Consider the following 21,239-nt stretch of genomic DNA (forward strand, 5'->3'; position numbering starts at 1 on the left):
TACGATCAATGGAGATTTCAATGGAAGACTGGACCCAGACCCTGGGTGCCGGGCCGCTGCTCGCGATCGCCGCGGGCGCCATCGCCCTCATCCTCATCCTCATCATCCGCTTCAAGGTCCACGCGTTCATCACGCTCATCGTGGTCTCGGCGCTGACGGCCATCGCCGCGGGCATTCCGATGTCAGCGCTTTCGGACACCCTCACCGGCGGCTTCGGTTCCACGCTGGGGACCGTGGCCCTGCTGGTGGCTCTCGGCGCGATGCTCGGCCGCCTGATCGAGCACTCCGGCGGCGCCCGGGTCCTGGCCGAGAAGCTCGTGAGCACCTTCGGGGAGAAACGCGCGCCGTTCGCGCTGGGCATCGCCTCGCTCATCCTGGGCTTCCCGATGTTCTTCGACGCCGGCCTGGTCATGATGCTGCCGATCGTCTTCGCCGTCGCCCGCCGGGTCTCCGGCAAGAGCGTCGTGCTGTTCGGCATCCCGACCGCGGCGGCGTTCTCCGTCATGCACGTCTTCCTGCCGCCGCACCCCGGTCCGGTGTCCGCCTCGGAGTTCTACGAGGCCAGCATCGGCCTGGTGCTGCTGGTGGGCCTGCTGATCGCGTTCCCGCTCTGGTACACGGCCGGCTACCTGTGGGGCAAGTTCGTCGGCGAGCGGACCATGATCCCGGTCCCCAGCCTCTTCGGCGACCGCGACGACGACCAGCCGTCCAACCCGCCGGGTGTGGGGACGGTCATCGCGCTGCTGCTGACGCCGATGTTCCTCATCCTGCTCAACACCGGCCTCGACACCCTGCGTGCCGCCGGCGTGGTCAGCGAGGACACCGTCTGGTTCCAGACGCTCTCCTTCCTGGGGACCTCGGCGATCGCGCTGCTCATCACGGTCATCGTCGCCACCTTCGTGCTGGGCTACCGCCGCGGAGAGAACGGCACCGCGCTGGAGAAGATCCTCGACTCGGCGCTCGGCCCGATCTGCTCGGTCATCCTCATCACCGGCGCCGGCGGCATGTTCGGCGGGGTGCTGCGCGCCTCCGGCATCGGCGATGCGCTGGCCGACTCGCTCGGAGCGCTGGGCCTGCCGGTCATCATCGTCGCCTACCTGATCGCCGTCGTCATCCGCCTGGCGCAGGGCTCGGCGACGGTCGCCCTCGTGACCGCTGCCGGCCTGGCCTCTCCCGCTGTGATCGCGGGGGATTTCAACGCTGTGCAGGTCGCCTGCATCACCCTGGCCACCGCCGCCGGCTCGGTGTTCGCCGGGCATGTGAACGACTCCGGCTTCTGGCTGGTGGGCCGGCTGATGGGCATGGACGTGAAGACGACCCTGAAGACGTGGACGGTGCAGCAGGCCCTGCAGTCGATCATCGGCTTCGTCCTGGTGGGCGTCGTCTACCTCATCGCCTCCGCCTTCTGAAGCCTCGCATCACGGTGCTGAAGCCCGCTGAGCCGGAACATCCGATCGTACTCACGCCTAAGGAAGTCATGTCTGCACTGTTCGATGTCCGCGGCCGCCTGGCACTCGTGACCGGTTCCTCCCGGGGCCTGGGCAGGGCGCTCGCGATCGCCCTCGCCGATGCGGGCGCACGCGTGATCGTCCACGGCAGGGACGCCGATGCCATCGCCCGGACCGCGGAGGAAACGGCGTCGCGGTCCGGCCAGGAACCAGCCAGCATCGGCTTCGACGTCACCGATGCCGGTGCGGTCGAGGCCGCCGTCGCGCGGATCCTGCGGGAATACGGCACCCCGGACATCCTGGTGAACAACGCCGGACTGCAACGGCGCGCACCGTTCGCCGAGTACCCGGTGGAGCACTGGGACGCGCTCGTCGCCTCCAATCTGAGCAGCGTCTTCTACGTCTCGCGGTTCCTGGTCCCGGCGATGATCGAGCGTGGCTCGGGAAAGATCGTCAACATCGGCTCGGTGCAGTCCCTGCTGGCGCGGCAGACCATCGCGGCGTACTCGGCCACCAAGGGCGGCGTCGCGCAGCTGACGAAGGGCATGGCGGCGGACCTGGCGGGGCACAACATCCAGGTGAACGCCATCTCACCCGGGTACTTCGCCACGGAGATGAACCGTGCCCTGGTGGAGGACGAACAGTTCAACTCGTGGCTGGTGAACCGCACCCCGGCCGGTCGCTGGGGTTCCTTCGAGGAGCTGGCCGGGGCGCTGCTGTTCTTCAGCTCGGACGCCTCCAGCTTCGTCTCCGGGCAGAACCTGTTCGTCGACGGCGGCATGACCGCGGTGGTCTGAACCGGAACAGACCGGGCTGCCGACCACGGCGGCGGCAGTACGTCAGTCTCATCAGCGACACGATATGAGAGCGAGGAAAGGAATGCGCGCCGTTTACATCGAGGCGAAGGAGCGCACGGTCGTCCGCCGGGCCGAGGTTCCCGTACCGGGGCCGGGCGAGGTGCGGCTGCGGGTGGAGTACGTGGGCATCTGCGGTTCAGATCTGCACTACTACTTCGAGGGCGCCAATGGCGAGTTCGTCGTGCGCGAGCCCCTCATCCCCGGTCATGAGCTCTCCGGGCGGGTGGATCTGGACCCGGGGGACTTCTGGCGCAGGGCACTGCGGTGACGGTGCATCCGGCTCGGTTCGGTACGCCGGTGGAGGCATACGCCGATGAGCCCCATCTCTGGGCGGGCGGCTCCTACCTGGGCAGCGCTTCGACCTGGCCGCACACTCAGGGCAGCATGGCTGAGTACCTGGTGGTGGAGCGGGAGATGGTGCGCGTGCTGCCGGAGGGGCTGCCCGTACGTCGCGCGGTGCTGGCTGAGCCGCTTGCGGTGGCATTGCACGGGGTCTCCAAGGCCGGCGACCTGGCAGGGGCCCGCGTGCTGGTGACCGGCTCGGGGCCCATCGGGCTGCTGAGCGTCGCCGCGGCGCGTGCCGCCGGGGCCGCTGAGATCGCCTCGACGGATGTCCTTCCGGGGCCGCTGGAGCGCGCGGCGGCGCAGGGCGCGGACCGCACCGTCGACGTCTCGCGGGAGCCGGTGCCGGAGAACGCCTTCGATGTGGTGCTGGAGTGTTCCGGGGTGCCGGCGTCCATCTCGGCGGCGCTGACGGCGGCCCGGCCGGCCGGTACGGTCGTGCAGGTGGGAATGGTCCCCAATGAGACACGACCGGTGAACCTGGCGCCGTTCATCGCGAAGGAACTGCGGTTCTTTGGCACATTCCGGTTCAAGGACGAGATCGGGGCGGCGGTCCAGCTGCTGGCCGAGCGGCCGGAGATCGAACAGGTCATCACCCACGAGTTCACCGTGGACGACCCGGCTGCGGCGTTCGCGGCGGCGCGGGACTCGCAGGCTTCGGGCAAGGTCATCGTCGCCCTGTGACGACCGCTCCTCGTTTCAGCGCGGGAAGCTTCTCCGTGCCACGAACCGCGACGGCTGTCAGAGCCTTACGGTGAGGTAGGTCTGTTCCTCCGCGGCCCCGTCTGTTCCTCCGCGGCCCCGGTACCGATCGCCGTGGCGCGGGGGATCACCACCGTTCAGCGGAGCAAGGCCGTTGCAGCCGCGTGTCTCAGGCGCCGTTCAGGCGCGGGGGTGGGCCTGGCGGTAGCTCTCCTGCAGGCGGCGGGTGGACACGTGGGTGTAGATCTGGGTGCTGGAGAGCGAGGCGTGGCCGAGGAGCTCCTGGACGGTGCGCAGGTCAGCGCCGCCTTCGAGCAGGTGCGTGGCGGCGCTGTGCCGCAGCGCGTGCGGGGCGATGTCCGGGGCACCGGGCACGGCCGCCGCGAGGCGGTGCACCACCTCGCGGATGGCGCGCGGGCCCATCCTGCCGCCGCGGATCCCGATGAAAAGCGCATCGGCGTCCTGCGGGGGGCGGGTCTTACGTCCTGCGAGCTGCTCCCTCGGTCCGTCGATCCAGCGGGTGAGCGCCTGAGCGGCCGGTGCGCCGAGCGGCACGCGCCGTTCCTTGTCGCCCTTACCCAGGACGGTGAGCATACGGCGGGAGAAGTCGACATCGGCGCAGTCGAGCCCGGCGAGTTCGGAGACACGCACGCCGGTGGCGTAGAGCAGTTCGGCCACGGCGGCGTCCCGGATCAGCTCGGGCTCGGCATCCGGGGCGGCCGCGGCCTCGTGCGCCAGTCTGAGCAGTTCCGCCGCCTGCTCCGCTTTCAGCGCGGTGGGCAGCCGGCCCCGGTGGCGGGGTGCCTGCAGTCGCCGGGAGGGGTCCGTCTCGATCCGTCCGCTGCGGCGCGCCCAGTCGAAGAAGGTCCGTGCCGCCGCGATCTTCCGGGCCAGTGTTGCCGGGGCCAGCGCTGCGACCTCGGGCCGCATCAGCCAGGCGCGCAGCTGCGGCAGGCCGATGGCGGCCAGCGTCCGGGTTCCGTCCTGGGCCAGTGCCGCGAGCATGGTTTCCAGGTCCGTGCGGTAAGCACGTACGGTGTGCTCGGACCGGTTGCGCTCGGCGGCGAGATGCTCGGCGAAGGCCTCGCAGGTCTCGGCGAACTCGCCGGGCAGAGCATGCTGCCCGGTGCGGGCGGAAGAGTCCTGCTCGGCGGCCATGGTCTTCATGCTACGCGCCGTGCCGTGCATCAGGAGGGGTTCTTGCGCCAGCCGCGTGCCGCCTGCACCGTCAGGCCCCGCAGTTCGAGCGCGGCCAGCGCGGACATCACCTCCGGCACCGGCAGTCCGGCGCGATTGGACAGGGTGGAGATATCGGATCCGCCTCTGACCGGCAGCGCGTCGAAGAGGCGTTTCTCCAGATCGCTCAGGTCATCGCCGGCGCCAGCGGCGAGGGTGTCCTGGTGGCCTGGATCCGCGTCGAGGCCCGTACCCGGCAGCAGCTGAAGGACATCGTCCGGGGAGGTGACAAGCTCGGCCGCGCCTTCCCGGATCAGCCGGTGGCAGCCGGCCGAACCGGCCGCGTGCACGGAGCCCGGCAGGGCGCCCACCGGGCGGGCGAGCTCAGCCGCACGGCGCGCGGTGTTCAGCGCCCCGGACCGCCAGCCTGCCTCCACCACGACGGTCGCCTGCGAAGCAGCGGCGATGAGCCGGTTGCGCTGCAGGAAACGCTGCCGCATAGGGCTCATCCCCGGCGCGGTCTCGGAGACGACCAGCCCGCGCCGGGCTATCTCCTCCAGGACATCTGCGTTGCCGCGCGGATAGAGGCGATCCACTCCCCCGGCCATGAACGCCACGGTGCCGGGGTGGCCTCGTTCGTGACGAGCGGCGCTGAGCGCATGCCGGTGGGCGGCGATGTCGATGCCGTACGCGCCCCCGGAGACGACCGTGACGCCGTGGCCGCACAGTTCATAGGCCAGCACCCCGGCGTTGTGCGCACCGTAGCCGCTGGCGGCCCGGGCGCCGACGAGCGCGACGGAGGGCTCGAGCGCCCGATCCAGCCGGTGCTCGCCGCGCACCCACAGGCCCAGCGGCTGCTCCAGACCCAGATCGGCCAGGCCGGGAGGCCATTCCGGATCCGAGGGGACGACGAGGCGCGCTCCGAGCCGGGCCATACCACGCAGGTCGCGGACGCCATCGGCGTCTTCCAGCCGCACCTTCCAGCGGTCCAGCGCGGCACCGAACATTCCTGGCCGCACGCTCAGGCCGCGTTCCCGGATCGTGGCGTCGAGTTGTTCCGCTTCCGGCCGGGTCCAGCGGCCCCGCTGCGCGGCACGCAGGAGGCCGGCGGCGCCGAACACTTCCACGGCGAGGAACAGCAGTCCGTCTCCGGGCTCGCTCAGCCGCAGGATCGCGGCGCGGGCCTGCCGGTCTTCCTCGTCAGCGGCGCACTGGCGCGCTCCGAGCTGGTGCACTCCGGTGCCGCCGGTGTGCGCCACCGGGTTCGTCGCGCTCATGGAGTCGCCTCCGGGTGCCGCAGAGTGAGGGCGGCCAGGAGATCCTCGCGGGTGGGACGCTCTCTGCCGGCGACGTCGGCGATGCTGGCGGCCACGCGGACGACACGGTCATAGCCCCGCATGCTCAGCAGGCCGCGCCGCAGGGCCTCGTCGATCTCGCGTATCTCGGCGGGACTGAAGGCGTACCGTTCCCGCAACCAGCTGGCGTCGGCCTGCGCGTTGAGCCGCCAGGGCAGGCCCTGGTAACGCCGGCGCTGCGCCTCGCGTGCGCGCCGCACCCGGGCCGCGACGTCAGCGGAGGCTTCCTGGGGTCGGGTGTCCTGCAGGTCTTTGAGCGCCACCGGGTGCAGTTCCAGATGAACGTCCATCCGGTCACGGACCGGACCGGAGAGCCGGGCGGCGTAACGGCGCCGCGCCATCGGCGGGCATTCACAGCCGATGCCGGTGCCCACCGCTTTCCCGCAGGGGCAGGGATTGGCGGCCATCACCAGCTGGAAGGAGGCGGGGAAGGTGGCCGACTCCGCCGCCCGGTCGACGCTGTAACGCGCCGATTCCAGTGGTTGCCGCAGCAGTTCCAGGGCGTCTCTGCGGAACTCCGGCGCCTCGTCCATGAACAGGACGCCGTGATGTGCTTGCGCCATCAGCCCTGCCCGGCGCGGGCTTCCCGTCATGGCGGCCGGTGAGGTGCGATGGTGCGGCGCCACGAACGGCGGCGTGCGATCCAGCCCGGTCTCGGGGTCGAAGACCCCGGCGAGCGAGCGGACGGCGGCGACTTCGACGGCTTCTTCCTCGCTCAGCGGCGGCAGTATCCCCGGCAAGGCGCTCGCCAGGAGGGTCTTCCCGGCGCCGGGCGTGCCGATCATGAGCATGTGGTGACCACCGGCCGCGGCGACCTCCAGCGCCCAGCGCGCCTGCACCTGTCCTCTGACCGCCGCCAGATCCGCCGGAGCGGGACCGCCGGGGGCGCGCTCCGGGACTCGCGCGCTCACCATCGGCTGCTGCGGTGCCGGCAGGTTCGCGCCGTGGATGTTCGCCGCCTCGGCCAGGCTGGTCGCGGTCCGGATGCGCATGCCCTGCACGAGGGCGGCCTCGGCGGCGTTGCCGGCGGGGACGACTGCGCGGTCGATTCCGGCCTCGCGTGCGGCCAGCAGGGCCGCGATGACCCCGCGGACCGGATGCAGCCTGCCGTCCAGGCCCAGCTCCCCCAGGTGCACGGTGGCCTCGGCTGCACCGGCATGCAGGTGGCCGGCCGCGGCCATCACCGCCACCGCGATGGCCAGGTCGAAGACGGTGCCCACCTTGCGCAGTTCGCCGGGCGAGAGGTTGACCGTGATCCGGGTGGCCGGCATCGCGCAGCCGCTGTTGCTCAGCGCCGTGCGGATCCGCTGGCGCGCCTCGTTGACCGAGGCGTCAGGGAGCCCGACGACGGTCATCGCCGGCAGCCCGTCGTTCAGTGACGCCTCGACCGTGACGAGATGACCCCGTAGCCCTTCGAGCCCGATGGCGCGTGCCCGGCCCAGCCGCAATCGTCGCTCGCCACCTCCGACGGGGGCTGCAGCGCGAGCCGGCCCCGGGCTCTCGGCACGCAGCTCGCCGGCCTCCGGCGCGGCACTCATGCCGCTTCCCCGACGTCGCTCACATGCGACAGCTGCGGGCGGCCCCGCCTGGGCACCGCGATGCCGATGACATCGAGCCGCACGGACGGGTAATGCTGTTCCTGCTCGGCGAGCCAGGCGCCGGCCAGCCGCCGCAGGGCACGCAGCTTCTGCGGTGTGACCGCTTCCAGCGGGTCCCCGGCGGCGCTGCCCCGCCTGGTCTTCACTTCCACGAAGACGAGGGTCGGGCCGTCCATCGCGATGATGTCCAGCTCGCCGTCGCGCAATCGCCAGTTGCTGGTGAGGATCTGCCAGCCGAGTCCCCGCAGATAGCGTCTGGCGCGGTCCTCACCCCAGGCGCCCAGTGCGTCCTTGGCGCGCATCCCGCCACCGCCCTTCCCCTCGCATCGCTCGGCTGTCGTCCATAGCGACGATGCTGCAGGGCGGAGCCGGCCGGAACCACCGGACCGGCCACGGCTGTGGACGACCAGGCGGACTAGCAGAGACATGTGACGTGCCGGCCAACCCGGCTGTGACTTTCGGCCGGGATAACGCCGTGAGCCTGCACACACTGCACCACCCGGCGCAGGTCTTTGCTACCGCTTCCTGAGACATCACACCCGGCGCAGGTCTTGGTGCAGGTCTTGGCCCGTCTCCCTCACTCTGGCGGTGAATAGTGCAAGGCACCATCGGTTTCACCGATCCAGGAGAACCGGCGTTTAATGGCATCCCGGGCGTTGCCAGTTACGTTCCCGCTTTCCGGTGCGGCTGAGGGCCAAAGGTCAAATATCCAGCGGTCCGGGCCGGCCTGTCGATCGCCCCGCTGCGCGAAATCCTCAATCCATGCGCCGTCCCACGAGACGCCGGGCCAGGCCGTCACTCGTAACCCGTACCAGCCTTCTGGCGCCGGTGTGAACGGCCAGGTATCGGGGGCGACCAGAACGTAGAATTTACCTCCGTCCGGGAACCGCAAGGTCGTCTCCGCCCAGAACGACGGTGGGTTGTCCGGGTCTGGGGGCTGCGGCCTATCTTCATGAAGCGAAACCGTGACGAGCATGACCTGTTTGATAATCGGGGGCTCGATCAGTATGAACTCTTCGTCCAGATACAGCGGCAACGCTCTCGAAATCACCGAGGGAATGCGCAGCCCATGATCCAGGGAGGCCACGCTCGTTCCGGCTTGGAGCCATCCAAAGTCATTATGAAAATACTGACTTTCCGTATAGAGCGTCACTGCACCCCCACCCTGAACTCGTTCCATCGCTGGTACATGATATCGTCCACAAACTCATCCGACCAAGGAGCACTGTTCGGAATTATTCTGGATTTACGATAGAAAACGGCCAGGTCAGCTCCGGCAGTTCGATTATCCGAACTAGGCACGTAACGCACCGAGTAAGCAAGATCATCATATTCCCAATATTCCCTGTTTTCCCTACTGTACTCGGGACTTTGCCATGTGCTCGCGTAAGGGTACTCATCGCAATCGTACCCGTCCGGGCGTATCCCGAGTTGGCTCGAGCACGTAGCAGCAGACTCGTTTCTCGGATGTGGCCCTGGATAATTGCGTGTCAACACGTCAAACACCCATGCACCTGCTGCAGCCCGGGAATTTCTATCGTAGAAAAGGTCACCGGTTCCACCGAGTGCGTCGGCGACAAAGGCCCTGTGCATAGGACTTCTTTCGATGGAAGGCCTGAAAGTCAGCAGACTTCGGTTCAAAAGGGTGTGATCGTCATCATCGATCTCATACTGATCCCACGCACTTAATACCATTCCTCGGCCAGCAGTGAACACAGGGTGCCCATCGCCACGTATCCCGATACTCGTAGGGGAGCTTAAAGAGGCGTACCGACCCAAAGGGTCCGAGAGGGTAAAGCGAATCCAACGCCCGTGTATGATCGCCCGAACGTCATCACCCACCTCATCATAAAATTCCATCATGTACTGGTATGTTTCGTTGTTTGGCTCATCGAATGTTAGCAGTCGCGGAACTTCGAGCTCAAAAAACGCCATACTCGACATACTCGCCACGCAACGCAGAGTCATCAGCGGTCTCCGGAAGGCCAATTGTGAGAGTTGCCAGCAGGGGATTATCGTACGTAACGTTCGCGATCGAAAAATGCACATCAGCGCGAGGGGCAGCGTTATCGGTATACACGGTAGTTACCGCATCGAAAGTCATAGACCCAGCAGGCACGCCATCAAGTTCGAATCGAACTAAATACGAATCGGCGACACACCCCGCTCTTGCATGAGGCATATATACCCACCGCTCACCCGTTTCCGGATCCCGAACAAAGTCCGGATCACCCTTCGTTGCCAGGCAATCGTCTTTCGAAATTCGTGGATACTCAGGGTCTTCCGCTACCCGATACTGAACATCACCCTGCAGTTCCCGTGTTCTATAACTTTTCTGATAGAGAGCCTCGGTGTGATTTCGGTAAATCCGTTCAGCGATTTCAGTGGACTTCTCACCACCATGTGTGACGCCTGCTTCCCAACTATGCTCGAGGAGACGAGTTGCGGCTTCGATTTCCTCGCGCGAGTCGCGCTCTGGGTGCGGAATCTCAGCTCCATCCTCATAGGCGACGCGCGGAATTCCGCCCGTCACAACCACGATCTTCACATCGTCAGCGGAATCCCATTGCGCCCACGCTGGCGACGACGACCAAGTGGTCAATAATGGGGCAGCGACAGTCAAAGCAACGGCAAGACTGAGGATTCGGACATAGTGACGTTTGGGCATGACATCCTGCCTCTTCGTCGAGGGCTCGGGGACCCTTTTATGCTAGAGTCTCCTTTCTCTCCGCCGCTAGATGCAGCATCAAATCGCCTTACCGTGTTAACGCACTGTTCACGGAAGCGCAGCGATACACGTCATCCGACGCCATCGCCCATCGACCTGGTCAGCCCACTGGAACCAGCGCGTAGACCATCCAGCCCCGCCCAAACTACCGGTCACCTGATAGGTTCACGCTATACTTGCTGCAGCCCCGGATGCTGCCCAGAAGTTCGGCAGGCCCCGGCACTATGACGGCGCCGGTACACCGCCACCGGACGTCAGCGCAGTCCTCCGCCGTTTACATGGGAGGCACAGCAGCACCAGCTGCCGTACAGGAAACGAGTATCCTCGCGCTCCCCGGGGGGATCGCTGCAGACCCTACAGTCAGAACGCGTTAGATCCGCTGCCATGGGGTAAAGAGTCGTCGCGGTTCACGATGAGTTGCCGCGTTGATGTCACTGCTGGCGTGAAGCATACGTTCGGCCCGGCCCCCTGACCGTGGCACGCCGGTACCCGAGTTCATACCATCACGGATGTTCTGGTAGAGCCCGTTCCGATGAGCCTCATGCCGTTCCTCATTTTCTCTAACTTTCTCAGCCGGGAATTCACCTGCGAAGAGTCCGCATAGTCACCGCGGGAAACACTCCGCTCGATGCACCCCTTGAGCTCATACGGACCGGAAAAGCTCACGGTTGCCTTGGCCTCAGTCTATGGCTCTGCCCTCAGGTTCTCACCGGACCGACGAGACCACCGATCACGCTCGCGCGTTGAGTCCAGTCCGATTGCCTGCTAGCTACGGGATTGTGCACTATCTCCCGGTAAGTCATTGACGAAAGAGTTACGTCCGGGCCGGTGCACTAATTCCAAGCGGTGAGCTCACGCGGAAATAGTGCACCACCCCGAAAGTAAGGGGCCGGCAGTAGGTGGCCGGCAATGCTGGACAGCAAGAGGGGCCGGTGCCCCTGCGGGACCGGTGCCTCAGCGGCGGCGGGCCACCTCGTAGAGGGCGACGCCCGCGGCGACGCCGGCGTTGAGGGACTCCGTGGACGCTGCCATGGGGATGGAGACGATCTGATCGCAGGTCTCGGCGACCAGACGGCTGAGTCCCTTGCCCTCCGAGCCGATCACCAGGCACACCGGCTCGGGGCCGAAGTCCTGCTCCGGCAGCTGGACGTCCCCGTCCATATCAAGTCCGAGGACGAACACGCCCTGTGACTTCAGCTCTTCCAGTGCCCGGGTGAGATTGACCACGCGTGCCACGGGGATGCGCGAGGCCGCCCCGGCGGAGGTCTTCCAGGCCGCCGCGGTCATCGCGGCGGCACGGCGCTCGGGGATGATCGCCCCATGCCCGCCGAACGCCGCCACCGAGCGCAGGATCGCGCCCAGATTGCGCGGATCGGTGATTCCGTCGAGCGCCACCAGCAGCGGCGTCTCGAACCGTTCGGCCGCCAGGGCGAGCAGATCGTCCGGGTGCGCGTACTCGTACGGCGGCAGCTTCAGCGCGAGGCCCTGGTGGATCGCGCCATCGGTCAGCCGGTCCAGTTCCTGACGGCTGGCCTCCAGCAGCGGGACGCCGCGCTCGGCGGCCAGCGCGATGGACTCCCGTACCCGGTCATCTGCGTCGATGCGGTGCGCCACGTAGAGGGTCGCGGCGGGCACGCCCTCACGCAGCGCCTCGACGACGGAGTTGCGCCCGGCGACGTACTCGTCGGACTTCTCCTTCTTCTTCCTGCGGGCCTGCGTCTCCGCCTTGGCCCGTTTCTGCTGCGCCCGCTTGTGGGCGACGTGGTAGACCCTGTCCTCGGCCTTGGGCGTCGGTCCCTTGCCCTTGAGCGACCGGCGGCCCTGACCGCCGGACCCCTTGGTGGCGCCCTTCTTGCTGCTGCTCTTGCGAACGGCACCGGCGCGCGGCTTGGCTGACATCAACGCTCCTTGATGGTGTATCGGGTGCCGGCGGGGGTGTCGGTGAGTTCGACCCCCGAACGTGCCAGCAGGTCGCGGATATCGTCCGCGGCGGCGAAGTCCTTGTGCTCGCGGGCGGCGGCACGGCCGGCGATGAGTTCCTCCACCAGGCGCTCCAGCACACCGGCCTGAGGCGTCTCGGTGCGGTCCGAGGCGAACACCGGATGGGTCGGGTCGATGCCCAGGATCTCCAGCATCAGCTGCACTTGGGCGGCGATGCGAAACAGCGCGCCGAACTCCTGCCCCGGGGACTCCCGGCCGTCGAGCAGCTTCTGTCCCTCACTGAGCGTGGAGAACAGCACCGACAGGGCCGCGGGCACGCCCAGATCGTTGTCCATCGCGGCGGCGAACTCCTCCGGGACGTCCACCTCGCGGCCGGCGAATCCTTCCTCCGCGCGCACCGGCGCCGGCAGTTCGTCGTCCAGCACCCGCCGGGACTCGCGCAGGAACCGCTCGAGTCGCTCGATCACCGGCACGGCACGCGCCAGGGACTCCTCCGGGTCGTAGTCGAGCACCGAACGATAGTGCGCCGCCCCGAGCACGTATCGCAGCGGCAGGGGCCCGGCCTCGTCGATGGCTTCGGCGGCGAATACGGAGTTGCCCAGCGACTTGGACATCTTCTCCCCGCCGATGTTGAGCAGCCCGGCGTGCACCCAGTAACGGGCGAAGCCGTCCCCGGCCGCGCGGGACTGCGCCTGCTCGTTCTCGTGGTGCGGGAAGCGCAGGTCCAGACCGCCGCCGTGGATGTCGAAGGTGGTGCCGAGGTACTTGGTGGACATGGCCGAGCATTCGATGTGCCAGCCCGGCCGGCCCCGGCCCCAGGGCGCCGGCCAGGACGCGGTGGCCGGCTCGCCGTCCTTGGCAGCCTTCCACAGCGCGAAGTCACGCGGATCCCGCTTACCGGCCGGGGGCGCATCGGGCGCCGGGGCCATATCGTCCAGGCGCTGATGCGTGAGCGCGCCGTACTCCGGGAAGTCCGCAGCGGAGAAGTACACGTCCCCGGAGCCGTCCAGCGCCGGGTAGGCGATGCCGCGCTCGATCAGCCGTTCGATCAGCTCGATCATCTCGGTGATGTGGCCGGTCGCCCGCGGGTCGTAGCTGGGCCGCAGCACGCCCAGGGCGTCGTAGGCGGCGTTGAACTGCCGGTCGTAGTGCGAGGCGTGCTCCCACCAGGGCCGGCCCTCGGCGGCCGAGCGCTCGAGGATCTTGTCGTCGATATCGGTGACGTTCCGGATGAAGGTGACGCGGTACCCGCGGTAGAGCAGCCATCGGCGCAGCTGGTCGAAAGCCACCGCGGTGCGCAGATGACCCAGATGCGGGGCGCCCTGCACGGTGGCGCCGCAGACGTAGATGCCGACCGCCGGTGCATTGAGCGGTTCGAAGGCACGCGCCTCGCGGGTCTGGGTGTCGTAAAGCTGGAATGTCACGGTGTGCAGTCTACTGGGCGCGTCCAATGCACACCCGTGCCAGCGAAACGCACCCGGGACCGGCACCCTGTGCTCTGGCGTCTCCGTGGCGCACAGCAGCGTACCGGCCCGGTCCGGCCGCAACACCGCGCCTCCCTCCCGGCAGCAGGCACGGCGCAGCGGCATACCCGGCCCTCGGATGCAATCTTGAAAATATAGGCATGGGCTGATTGATTGGAGTCACCGGCGACCGGGCGCAGTCCGTGCCCATCCGGCCAGCGCATCCGTCGCCGACCAGCCGATCCGCCGTTTCAAAGGAGCCACCATGCCGCACACAGTCCGCGGAGTCATCGCCCGGGCCAAGGGCCAGCCCACCGAGGTGGTGAACATCGTCGTCCCGGACCCCGGTCCCGGTGAGGTGATCGTCGATGTCGCCTCCTGCGGGATCTGTCACACCGATTTCCACTATCGCGAGGGCGGCATCAGCGACGACTTCCCGTTCCTGCTGGGCCATGAGTCCGCCGGTTATGTCTCGGCGGTCGGAGCAGGCGTCAGCAATGTGAAGGAGGGCGACTTCGTCATCCTCAACTGGCGCGCCATCTGCGGGGACTGCCGGGCGTGCAAGCGCGGCGAGCCGTGGTACTGCTTCGCCACCCACAACGCCGCGCAGAAGATGACCCTCGAAGACGGCACGGAGCTTTCGGCCGCGCTGGGCATCGGCTCCCTGGCGGAGAAGACGCTGGTTCACTCGGGCCAGTGCACCAAGGTCGATGAGGCCGATCCGGCGGTCGTGGGCCTGCTGGGCTGCGGCGTGATGGCGGGCATCGGCGCAGCCATCAACACCGGCGGCGTCACCCGTGGGAAGTCCGTCGCGGTGATCGGCTGCGGCGGCGTGGGCACGGCGTCCGTCGCCGGCTCGCGGCTGGCCGGCGCCTCGCCCATCATCGCGATCGACCGCGACCCGCGGAAGCTGGAGACCGCCAAGGAGCTCGGTGCCACGCACACGATCGATTCCTCCGGCCTGGACGAGGACGGCGTCGTCAAGGCGGTGCAGGACCTCACCGGCGGCTTCGGCGCCGATGTCGTGATCGACGCCGTGGGCCGGCCCGAGACGTGGCGGCAGGCGTTCTACGCCCGCGACCTGGCCGGTACCGTGGTGCTCGTGGGGGTACCCACCCCGGAGATGGAGCTGAGCGTGCCGCTGCTGGACGTGTTCGGTCGCGGGGGCGCGCTGAAGTCCTCCTGGTACGGCGACTGCCTGCCGGACCGGGACTTCCCCATGTTGACGGATCTGTATGCCCAGGGCCGCCTGCCGCTGGAGAAGTTCGTCTCCGAGCGGATCGGCCTGGATGATGTGGAAGAGGCCTTCGACAAGATGGGCCGCGGCGAGGTACTGCGTTCGGTGGTGGTGTTCTGATGACGGCTCGGATCGAGAACCTGGTGACATCGGGGACGTTCTCCCTGGACGGGGGCACCTGGGAGGTGGACAACAACGTCTGGATCGTCGGGGACGACGCCGAGGTGATCGTGATCGACCCGGCCCACGACCCGGACGCGATCGCCGAGGCGGTGGGCGAGCGGGCGGTCAAGGCCATCCTGCTCACCCACGGGCACGACGACCACATCCGCTACGCCCGTCAGTTCCAAGAACGGACGGAGGCGCCGCTGCACCTGAATCCGGAGGACCGGGTGCTGTGGGACCAGGTGTTCCCGGGCGTGGAGCCGGATGCGGCCATCGCCGACGGCGACCGTTTCGAGGTGGCCGGCGTGACGCTCACGGCCATCCACACCCCGGGCCACTCCCCCGGCTCGACGTGCTTCTACGTCGCCGAAGGGCTCACCGGCGGCATCGCCGAGGCGCCCGTGCTGTTCTCCGGTGACACGCTGTTCAACGGCGGGCCCGGGGCGACGGGACGGTCGTACAGTTCGTTCGAGACGATCATCGATTCCATCCGTACCCGGCTGCTCACCTTGCCGCCGGAGACGACCGTGCTCACCGGGCACGGGGACGCCACCAGCATCGGCGACGAGGCCGGCGACGTCGAGGAGTGGATCGCCCGCGGCCACTGAGTGAGCTAAGAGGTTCCGCGGATAGGGCATACGGGCCCGGCCGGGGCTGTCACCAATGCCGTCAAACGACTATACGGCCCGCCCGAGACCGGGGCCCGCGCCGCGCCGCAACGGCTGTGCACACTTAAGGAGCACGAACGACCCCAGTTGTCGCTCGCGGCCCCGGTTGCGACTGGGGTCACGAACGACAACTGGGGTTGTGTGCTTACTCCGTCAGCGGCGCCAGGTTCGGATCGTCCGCGTAGACCTCGGCGGCGTTCTCCTGGGTCACGATGACCGGTTCGAGCAGCACGGAGGGGATCTCCGCGGCGCCGTTGTCCATGGGCTCGGCGTCCGCTGGTTCCTCACCGGCTTGTAGCGTCTGCAGCAGCTCGACGGTCTGCGCCACCAGCAGGCGGGTGTCCTTGCTGATGGTGGAGTACTGCTCGCCTGCCATGATGGAGCGCACCGACTCCACCTCGGAGTCCTGACCCGTCACCACGGGCGTCTCCAGTCCGGCATCGCTGGCCGAGGCGAGGATCGCCCGGGCCAGGGTGTCGTTCGGGGAGAGCACGCCGTGCAGTTCCGTACCGTCGGAGTAATTGCCCTGGATCAGGTTGTCCATCCGCTCCTGGGCGTTCTCCGCCAGCCAGTCCTGCGTGGCGGTGGCCGAGAGCTCCGTCTGACCCGAGACGACGTTGAGGGTACCGTCATCGATCTTCTCCTGCAGCACGCTCATGGCGCCCTCGAAGAACACCGGGGCGTTCGAGTCATCCGGAGAACCGGAGAACAGCTCGATGTTGTAACTGTCCTGCTCACCGAATCGTTCGGCCATGCCGTCCAGCAGCGCCTGGCCCTGCAGCTCACCCACCTGGTAGTTGTCGAAGGCGATGTAGTAGTCGATGTTCTCGGTGTCTTGGATCAGCCGGTCATAGGCGATGACCTGGATGCCGGCGTCTTTGGCGGCCTGCACCTGCGAGGCGAGCTGGCCGGTGTCGGCGGCGCCGATGACGATGGCCTGCGCGCCGTTGGAGATCATCGCCTCGATCTGCGCCTGCTGGTCCTGCACCGGGGTCTGGCCGCCGGCGTACTGGACGTCCGGGGTGAAGCCGGCTTCTTCCAGGTCGTCGACGAACAGGTCACCGGCCAGCACCCAGTTCTCGCTGGTCTTGTCCGGCAACGCGACGCCGATCCTGGCGTCCGCGTCGAAGCCGCCTTCGGCCCCGCCGGCGGCTTCGTCCCCGGCGGCACCTTCGCGGCCGGTTCCGCAGCCGGCGAGCACGACGCCGGCGACGGTCGCCAGGGCGATGGCCCTGAACAGTGGTGTCTTCATAGTGTTTTCCTTATCTCTCGAAAGGTGTGCGTGAGAGTCCGGTCAGCGCTGGCCGGGCTCGTGGACGTCTGCTCGTGCGATCAGCCCGGCCCGGATTTGCCGGGCGGATCGGGGCGCTGCGAGCCCGGCGATATCTCCTCGACCTCCTGCTGTGCCCGCGTCGCCCGCAGTCTGCCGAGCATGATGCCGATGAACGAGAAGCGGCCCTGCTGCTTGTTCAGCACGTCGATGCCGACCGCGACCAGGAGGACGAGGCCCTTGATGATCTGCATCCGGTCGGTGGTGATGCCGACCAGCTGCAGGCCATTGTTGAGCACGGCCATGACGAGACCACCGATGACCGAGCCGAAGACGGTGCCGATGCCACCGGCCACCGCCGCGCCGCCGATGAAGACGCCGGCGATCGCGTCGAGCTCCCAGCCGGTGCCGTCGCCGGGGCCTGCGGCGCCGGCTCGCGCGGCCCACAGCATCCCGGCGACGCCGGCGAGGGTCGACATGTTCATCATCACGAAGAAGTCGGTGCGACGGGCGTGGACGCCGGAGAGTTCTGCGGCGCGGCGGTTGCCGCCGACGGCGTAGATGTGCCGGCCCAGGGTGGTGCGGCTGGTGAGGAAGGCGTAGAAGATGATCAGCACCGCCAGGATGATGCCGGAGATGGGGAAGCTGGTCCCGACCCGGCCGCTGCCGAACAGCAGGGTCGCGTAGATCACGACCGCGCACAGGATGCCGGTGCGGGTCAGGGTGACCCAGAGCGGCTCGAGGATCGCGTTCAGCTTCTTGCGCTTGGCGCGGCTGCGCCACTGGAAGAAGACGATCGCCGCGACCACGAGAGCGCCCAGCAGCAGCGTGAGGTTGTTGTAGGGCGTCGGCGGGCCGACCTCCGGCATGAATCCGTAGAGCGCCTGGCGGAACTCCGCCGGTACCGCGACGGTCTGCGCCTGCCCGACGTACTGCTGCGCGCCGCGCCAGATGAGCATGCCCGCCAGCGTCACGATGAACGCCGGCACGCCGATGTAGGCGACCCAGAACCCCTGGAAGGCGCCGATGGCGGCCCCGAGAGCGATGCCCAGCAGCACGCCACCCCACCAGGGCAGCTCCCAATCCCGCATCGCGGTGGCCACCACGATGGCCACGAAGGCGGCCACCGAGCCGACGGAAAGGTCGATGTGGCCGGCGATGATGACCATCACCATGCCGACCGAGAGCAGCAGGATGAACGAGTACGCCTGGACGATGTTGATGACGTTGCCGGGCGCCAGCGTGGTCCCGCCGGTCCAGATCTGGAAGATCGCGATGATGACGACGAGAGCGCCGAGGATGCCGAGCTGCTTCAGCGAGCCGCGGCGGCCGAAGATCAGCCAGACGTCGCTGAGCGCGAAGCCGCGCTTCTGGGGCCGTGCCGCCGTGTCCCCCGTCATGCGGCGGATCCCTTCTTCGTCGGTGCCATATGGCGCATGAGTGTCTCCTGGTCCACGTCCGCGGCGTCGAGTTCCGCGGTGATCTCGCCTTCGAAGATCGTGTAGATGCGATCGGCCATGCCGATCAGCTCGGGCAGTTCGGATGAGATGAGCACGATGCCTTTGCCGCTCTCGGCGAGGCGGCGCATGATCTGGTAGATCTCGGCCTTGGCGCCGACGTCGATGCCGCGGGTCGGCTCGTCCAGGATGAGCAGCTCCGGCTCGGAGAACATCCACTTGGCGAGCACGACCTTCTGCTGGTTGCCGCCGGAGAGCGTATCGACCCCGACCTCGACGTCGGCGGCCTTGATCCGCAGGTCCCGCCGGTACTCCTCGGCGTGGCGGGTCTCCTGGAGTTCGTCGATCACCCCGCCGGTGGAGATGCGGGAGAGCTTCGCCGAGACGATGGCGCGTTTGATCGGGTCGAGCAGGTTCAGGCCCAGGGATTTGCGGTCCTCGCTCACATAGGCCAGGCCCGCGGAGATCGCCTGCTTGACGTTGCGCAGCTTCACGGGACGGCCGTCGATGAACGCCTCACCGCTCATCCGGGTGCCGTACTGATTGCCGAAGACGCTCATCGCCAGCTCGGTGCGGCCGGCGCCCATCAGGCCGGCGAACCCGACGATCTCACCGCGGCGGACCGTGAACGCGGCGTTCTTGGCGACCAGCCGGCTGGGGTCGAGGGGGTGCTGGACGGTCCAGTCGCGCACCTCGAAGAACACCTCGCCGACCCGGCTGGAGCGGTCCGGGAAGCGGTTGCCGAGGGTGCGCCCGACCATGCCGCGGATGATCCGGTCCTCGTCGATGGTGCCGTCGACGGCGAGCGTCTCGATGGTCTTGCCGTCGCGGATGATCGTGATGGTGTCGGCGATCTGCTCAATCTCGCCGAGCTTGTGGGAGATCATGATCGAGGTGACGCCCCGGTCTCGCAGTCCCGTGATGAGACGCAGCAGGTGCTGGGAGTCGCGCTCGTTGAGGGCGGCGGTGGGCTCGTCGAGGATGAGCAGCTGGACGTCCTTCTCCAGGGCCTTGGCGATCTCGACCAGCTGCTGCTTTCCGACGCCGAGGTATTTCACCGGGGTGTCGGGATCCTCGTTCAGATCGACCTGCTGCAGCAGCTCGGCGGTCCGGCGGCGTGCCTCGTCCCAGTCGATGACGCCCAGCCGGTTCAACTCGTGGCCCAGGAAGATGTTCTCCGTGATGGACAGCTCGGGCACGAGCGCGAGTTCCTGGTGGATGATCACGATGCCCGCGTTCTCGCTGGCGGCGATGTTGCCGAACCGCTGCACCTCGCCGCGGTACACGATCTCACCCTCGTAGCTGCCGGCGGGGTAGACGCCGGAGAGCACCTTCATCAGCGTGGACTTCCCCGCGCCGTTCTCACCGCAGATGGCGTGGATCTCGCCTTCGCGTACGGCGAGGTTCACGGAGTCGAGCGCTGTCACGCCCGGGAACCGCTTCGTGATGTTCACCATCTGGAGCAGATGGTTCACGTCCTCTGCCATAGCCACCTCCTTGTGGGCCAATGGGTACGAACCTAACGACTACCTGTTTTTGATGTCAACACCTGAAAGCAATCCGCCCTCATCGGCACCGGCCATATAGGCGAGCGCATCGCCGTGCTCGAACGCCATCGTCGCCGCCCCGCGGGCGCTCGCCCCCTCCCCCAGGGTGGAGAGCTCGACCCTCGTGGCCTCCACGACGGGGGCGATGGCGAACCGGGAGAAGCCGCCCCGGACGGCTTCCAGCAGCACGTCCCCGGTCTCGCTGAGCGGGCCGCCGAGCACGACCAGCCGCGGCCCCAGGGTGTTGGCCGCCATCGCGATCGACTGTCCCAGCGCCAGGCCGGCCGCCTGGATCACCCGGACGGTGGCGCGGTGCTCCGAGGCCGCCAGTTCATTCAGCTCCTCCCGGGTGACGTCGCGGCCGAGCGCGTCGCTGAGGTGCTGCAGCACGACGGGCACGGAGGCCACCGTCTCCAGGCAGCCGCGGTTGCCGCAGCGGCAGTGCCCGCCGCCGGGATCGACGGTGGAGTGACCGATCTCCCCGGCGATGCCGAAGGCGCCGGTGTAGTTGGCGCCGGCCAGGAAGACCCCGACGCCGATGCCGGTGCCGATCTTCACGTACAGGAAATCGTCGACGCCCGAGGCCGCTCCCCATCCCCGTTCGGCGATGGCGCCGGCATCGGCGTCGTTGCAGATCTCGGCGTCGAGGCCGAGCGCCTCCGAGACGTCCTCGGCGGAGCGGCCCACCCATTCGGGCAGGATGGTGCCGTCGACGACGCGGCCGGTGGTCCGGTCGATGGGACCCGGCACGGAGACGACGACGGCGACGATGTCCTCGTCGCCGCGGTCGATCTGCCGCAGTTCCTCCGTCAGCAGGGCGCGCACCTGGCCGAGCGCTTCCTCGGCGAGGGTGCCGTGCGGGATGCGCACGCGGCGCTCGGCGAGGAGCTCGCGGCCCGGCTTGGCGATGACGAGGCCGATGTGGCTGCGGCCCAGGTCGATCCCGACGGCGACGCGCCTGGTCGCCACGCGAGGGGTCACGAGGGTGGCGCGGCGACCGGAGGACACCGTGTCACTGGTCTCCAGGACACCGCGGCCGCGCAGCGAGCGGACGATGGAGGAGACGCTGCCGTTGGAGAGCCTGGTGCGGCGGGCCAGCTCGGACTGCGTCGAGGGGCCGTGGGTGAGCAGATCCTGCAGGATCGCGCGTTCGTTGCTCAGGCGCAGCGCTGCCGTGGATCCCGGTCTGCGATGGCCCCGTTGCATAGGGCTATAGTTGTGCCTCACATCTTTGTTGTCAACTATTGAACGCAATTTCGCCCTCGCGTCTTCGAAGAGGAAGTCC

Annotated in this window: 17 protein-coding genes and 1 pseudogene; 5 read left to right on the forward strand and 13 right to left on the reverse strand. The window is 68.0% G+C overall.

The window, feature by feature from the left end; all coding sequences use genetic code 11:
- The first annotated feature begins 20 nt into the window (after positions 1–20).
- The 3 genes and pseudogenes from IEW13_RS15630 to IEW13_RS15640 all read left to right on the forward strand — a co-directional run bounded on the left by IEW13_RS15630 (position 21) and on the right by IEW13_RS15640 (position 3,331).
- Positions 21–1,409, forward strand: a complete 1,389-nt coding sequence (locus IEW13_RS15630; RefSeq protein ID WP_188551864.1) for a GntP family permease — start codon at positions 21–23, stop codon at positions 1,407–1,409.
- A 68-nt stretch (positions 1,410–1,477) separates the two neighbouring features.
- Complete coding sequence (locus tag IEW13_RS15635) at positions 1,478–2,245, forward strand: glucose 1-dehydrogenase (protein WP_188551865.1); 768 nt, start codon at positions 1,478–1,480, stop codon at positions 2,243–2,245.
- Between the two features lie 82 nt (positions 2,246–2,327).
- Positions 2,328–3,331, forward strand: a pseudogene (locus tag IEW13_RS15640) (zinc-binding dehydrogenase).
- A 198-nt stretch (positions 3,332–3,529) separates the two neighbouring features.
- Here the strand turns inward: IEW13_RS15640 and IEW13_RS15645 are convergent.
- From IEW13_RS15645 to cysS, 9 genes are all read right to left on the reverse strand, one after another.
- Positions 3,530–4,507 carry a tyrosine recombinase XerC gene (locus tag IEW13_RS15645; RefSeq protein WP_188551866.1) on the reverse strand — a complete coding sequence of 326 codons (978 nt, stop codon included), beginning with the start codon at positions 4,505–4,507 and terminating at the stop codon, positions 3,530–3,532.
- Positions 4,508–4,536: 29 nt separating this feature from the next.
- On the reverse strand, positions 4,537–5,802 hold the full coding sequence (dprA, locus tag IEW13_RS15650; RefSeq protein WP_188551867.1) for a DNA-processing protein DprA: 1,266 nt from the start codon (positions 5,800–5,802) through the stop codon (positions 4,537–4,539).
- Positions 5,799–7,418, reverse strand: a complete 1,620-nt coding sequence (locus IEW13_RS15655; RefSeq protein ID WP_188551868.1) for a YifB family Mg chelatase-like AAA ATPase — start codon at positions 7,416–7,418, stop codon at positions 5,799–5,801. The genes dprA and IEW13_RS15655 overlap by 4 nt, the downstream gene beginning before the upstream one ends.
- Positions 7,415–7,780: a YraN family protein gene (locus IEW13_RS15660; RefSeq protein WP_188551869.1), complete on the reverse strand. Its 366-nt coding sequence runs from the start codon at positions 7,778–7,780 to the stop codon at positions 7,415–7,417. Before IEW13_RS15660 ends, IEW13_RS15655 begins: the two co-directional genes overlap by 4 nt.
- A 275-nt stretch (positions 7,781–8,055) precedes the next feature.
- Positions 8,056–8,658, reverse strand: coding sequence for a hypothetical protein (locus tag IEW13_RS15665; protein ID WP_188551901.1), 603 nt, complete (start codon positions 8,656–8,658; stop codon positions 8,056–8,058).
- The gene (locus IEW13_RS17880; RefSeq protein ID WP_444544410.1) at positions 8,628–9,446 is read right to left on the reverse strand and encodes a NucA/NucB deoxyribonuclease domain-containing protein; all 819 of its coding nucleotides are present in this window, start codon (positions 9,444–9,446) and stop codon (positions 8,628–8,630) included. The genes IEW13_RS15665 and IEW13_RS17880 overlap by 31 nt, the downstream gene beginning before the upstream one ends.
- Entirely contained in the window at positions 9,400–10,146 is a 747-nt protein-coding gene (locus IEW13_RS15675; protein WP_188551871.1) for a hypothetical protein, read from the reverse strand. Before IEW13_RS15675 ends, IEW13_RS17880 begins: the two co-directional genes overlap by 47 nt.
- Positions 10,147–11,160: 1,014 nt before the next feature.
- On the reverse strand, positions 11,161–12,105 hold the full coding sequence (gene rlmB / locus IEW13_RS15680; protein WP_188551872.1) for a 23S rRNA (guanosine(2251)-2'-O)-methyltransferase RlmB: 945 nt from the start codon (positions 12,103–12,105) through the stop codon (positions 11,161–11,163).
- Positions 12,105–13,571 carry a cysteine--tRNA ligase gene (cysS, locus tag IEW13_RS15685; protein WP_188551873.1) on the reverse strand — a complete coding sequence of 489 codons (1,467 nt, stop codon included), beginning with the start codon at positions 13,569–13,571 and terminating at the stop codon, positions 12,105–12,107. Before cysS ends, rlmB begins: the two co-directional genes overlap by 1 nt.
- A gap of 304 nt (positions 13,572–13,875) precedes the next feature.
- On the opposite strand from cysS, the gene IEW13_RS15690 reads away from it, so the two are divergent.
- Complete coding sequence (locus IEW13_RS15690) at positions 13,876–14,967, forward strand: S-(hydroxymethyl)mycothiol dehydrogenase (RefSeq protein WP_188551874.1); 1,092 nt, start codon at positions 13,876–13,878, stop codon at positions 14,965–14,967.
- Entirely contained in the window at positions 14,967–15,620 is a 654-nt protein-coding gene (locus tag IEW13_RS15695; RefSeq protein WP_188551875.1) for an MBL fold metallo-hydrolase, read from the forward strand. Before IEW13_RS15690 ends, IEW13_RS15695 begins: the two co-directional genes overlap by 1 nt.
- Positions 15,621–15,825: 205 nt before the next feature.
- Here IEW13_RS15695 and IEW13_RS15700 read toward each other — a convergent pair whose 3' ends face one another.
- From IEW13_RS15700 to IEW13_RS15715, 4 genes are all read right to left on the reverse strand, one after another.
- Positions 15,826–16,932, reverse strand: a complete 1,107-nt coding sequence (locus IEW13_RS15700) for a substrate-binding domain-containing protein (protein WP_188551876.1) — start codon at positions 16,930–16,932, stop codon at positions 15,826–15,828.
- An 80-nt stretch (positions 16,933–17,012) separates the two neighbouring features.
- Entirely contained in the window at positions 17,013–18,350 is a 1,338-nt protein-coding gene (mmsB, locus tag IEW13_RS15705; protein ID WP_188551877.1) for a multiple monosaccharide ABC transporter permease, read from the reverse strand.
- Entirely contained in the window at positions 18,347–19,894 is a 1,548-nt protein-coding gene (gene mmsA, locus IEW13_RS15710; RefSeq protein WP_188551878.1) for a multiple monosaccharide ABC transporter ATP-binding protein, read from the reverse strand. Before mmsA ends, mmsB begins: the two co-directional genes overlap by 4 nt.
- 39 nt (positions 19,895–19,933) lie before the next feature.
- On the reverse strand, positions 19,934–21,160 hold the full coding sequence (locus IEW13_RS15715) for an ROK family transcriptional regulator (RefSeq protein ID WP_188551879.1): 1,227 nt from the start codon (positions 21,158–21,160) through the stop codon (positions 19,934–19,936).
- Between the last annotated feature and the right edge of the window lie 79 nt (positions 21,161–21,239).

Source organism: Sediminivirga luteola (assembly GCF_014639315.1).
Classification (GTDB): domain Bacteria; phylum Actinomycetota; class Actinomycetes; order Actinomycetales; family Brevibacteriaceae; genus Sediminivirga; species Sediminivirga luteola.

What these genes read in the sequence shown, in the direction of transcription:
- dprA (WP_188551867.1), bottom strand. Translation starts at nt 5,802, where the DNA reads ATGAGCGCGACGAACCCGGTGGCGCACACCGGCGGCACCGGAGTGCAC.
- IEW13_RS15665 (WP_188551901.1), bottom strand. Translation starts at nt 8,658, where the DNA reads ATGGAACGAGTTCAGGGTGGGGGTGCAGTGACGCTCTATACGGAAAGT.
- IEW13_RS15715 (WP_188551879.1), bottom strand. Translation starts at nt 21,160, where the DNA reads ATGCAACGGGGCCATCGCAGACCGGGATCCACGGCAGCGCTGCGCCTG.
- IEW13_RS15660 (WP_188551869.1), bottom strand. Translation starts at nt 7,780, where the DNA reads ATGCGCGCCAAGGACGCACTGGGCGCCTGGGGTGAGGACCGCGCCAGA.
- IEW13_RS15695 (WP_188551875.1), top strand. Translation starts at nt 14,967, where the DNA reads ATGACGGCTCGGATCGAGAACCTGGTGACATCGGGGACGTTCTCCCTG.
- rlmB (WP_188551872.1), bottom strand. Translation starts at nt 12,105, where the DNA reads ATGTCAGCCAAGCCGCGCGCCGGTGCCGTTCGCAAGAGCAGCAGCAAG.
- IEW13_RS15700 (WP_188551876.1), bottom strand. Translation starts at nt 16,932, where the DNA reads ATGAAGACACCACTGTTCAGGGCCATCGCCCTGGCGACCGTCGCCGGC.
- IEW13_RS15690 (WP_188551874.1), top strand. Translation starts at nt 13,876, where the DNA reads ATGCCGCACACAGTCCGCGGAGTCATCGCCCGGGCCAAGGGCCAGCCC.
- IEW13_RS17880 (WP_444544410.1), bottom strand. Translation starts at nt 9,446, where the DNA reads ATGACTCTGCGTTGCGTGGCGAGTATGTCGAGTATGGCGTTTTTTGAG.
- IEW13_RS15655 (WP_188551868.1), bottom strand. Translation starts at nt 7,418, where the DNA reads ATGAGTGCCGCGCCGGAGGCCGGCGAGCTGCGTGCCGAGAGCCCGGGG.
- IEW13_RS15645 (WP_188551866.1), bottom strand. Translation starts at nt 4,507, where the DNA reads ATGGCCGCCGAGCAGGACTCTTCCGCCCGCACCGGGCAGCATGCTCTG.
- IEW13_RS15635 (WP_188551865.1), top strand. Translation starts at nt 1,478, where the DNA reads ATGTCTGCACTGTTCGATGTCCGCGGCCGCCTGGCACTCGTGACCGGT.
- mmsA (WP_188551878.1), bottom strand. Translation starts at nt 19,894, where the DNA reads ATGGCAGAGGACGTGAACCATCTGCTCCAGATGGTGAACATCACGAAG.
- mmsB (WP_188551877.1), bottom strand. Translation starts at nt 18,350, where the DNA reads ATGACGGGGGACACGGCGGCACGGCCCCAGAAGCGCGGCTTCGCGCTC.
- IEW13_RS15630 (WP_188551864.1), top strand. Translation starts at nt 21, where the DNA reads ATGGAAGACTGGACCCAGACCCTGGGTGCCGGGCCGCTGCTCGCGATC.
- IEW13_RS15675 (WP_188551871.1), bottom strand. Translation starts at nt 10,146, where the DNA reads ATGCCCAAACGTCACTATGTCCGAATCCTCAGTCTTGCCGTTGCTTTG.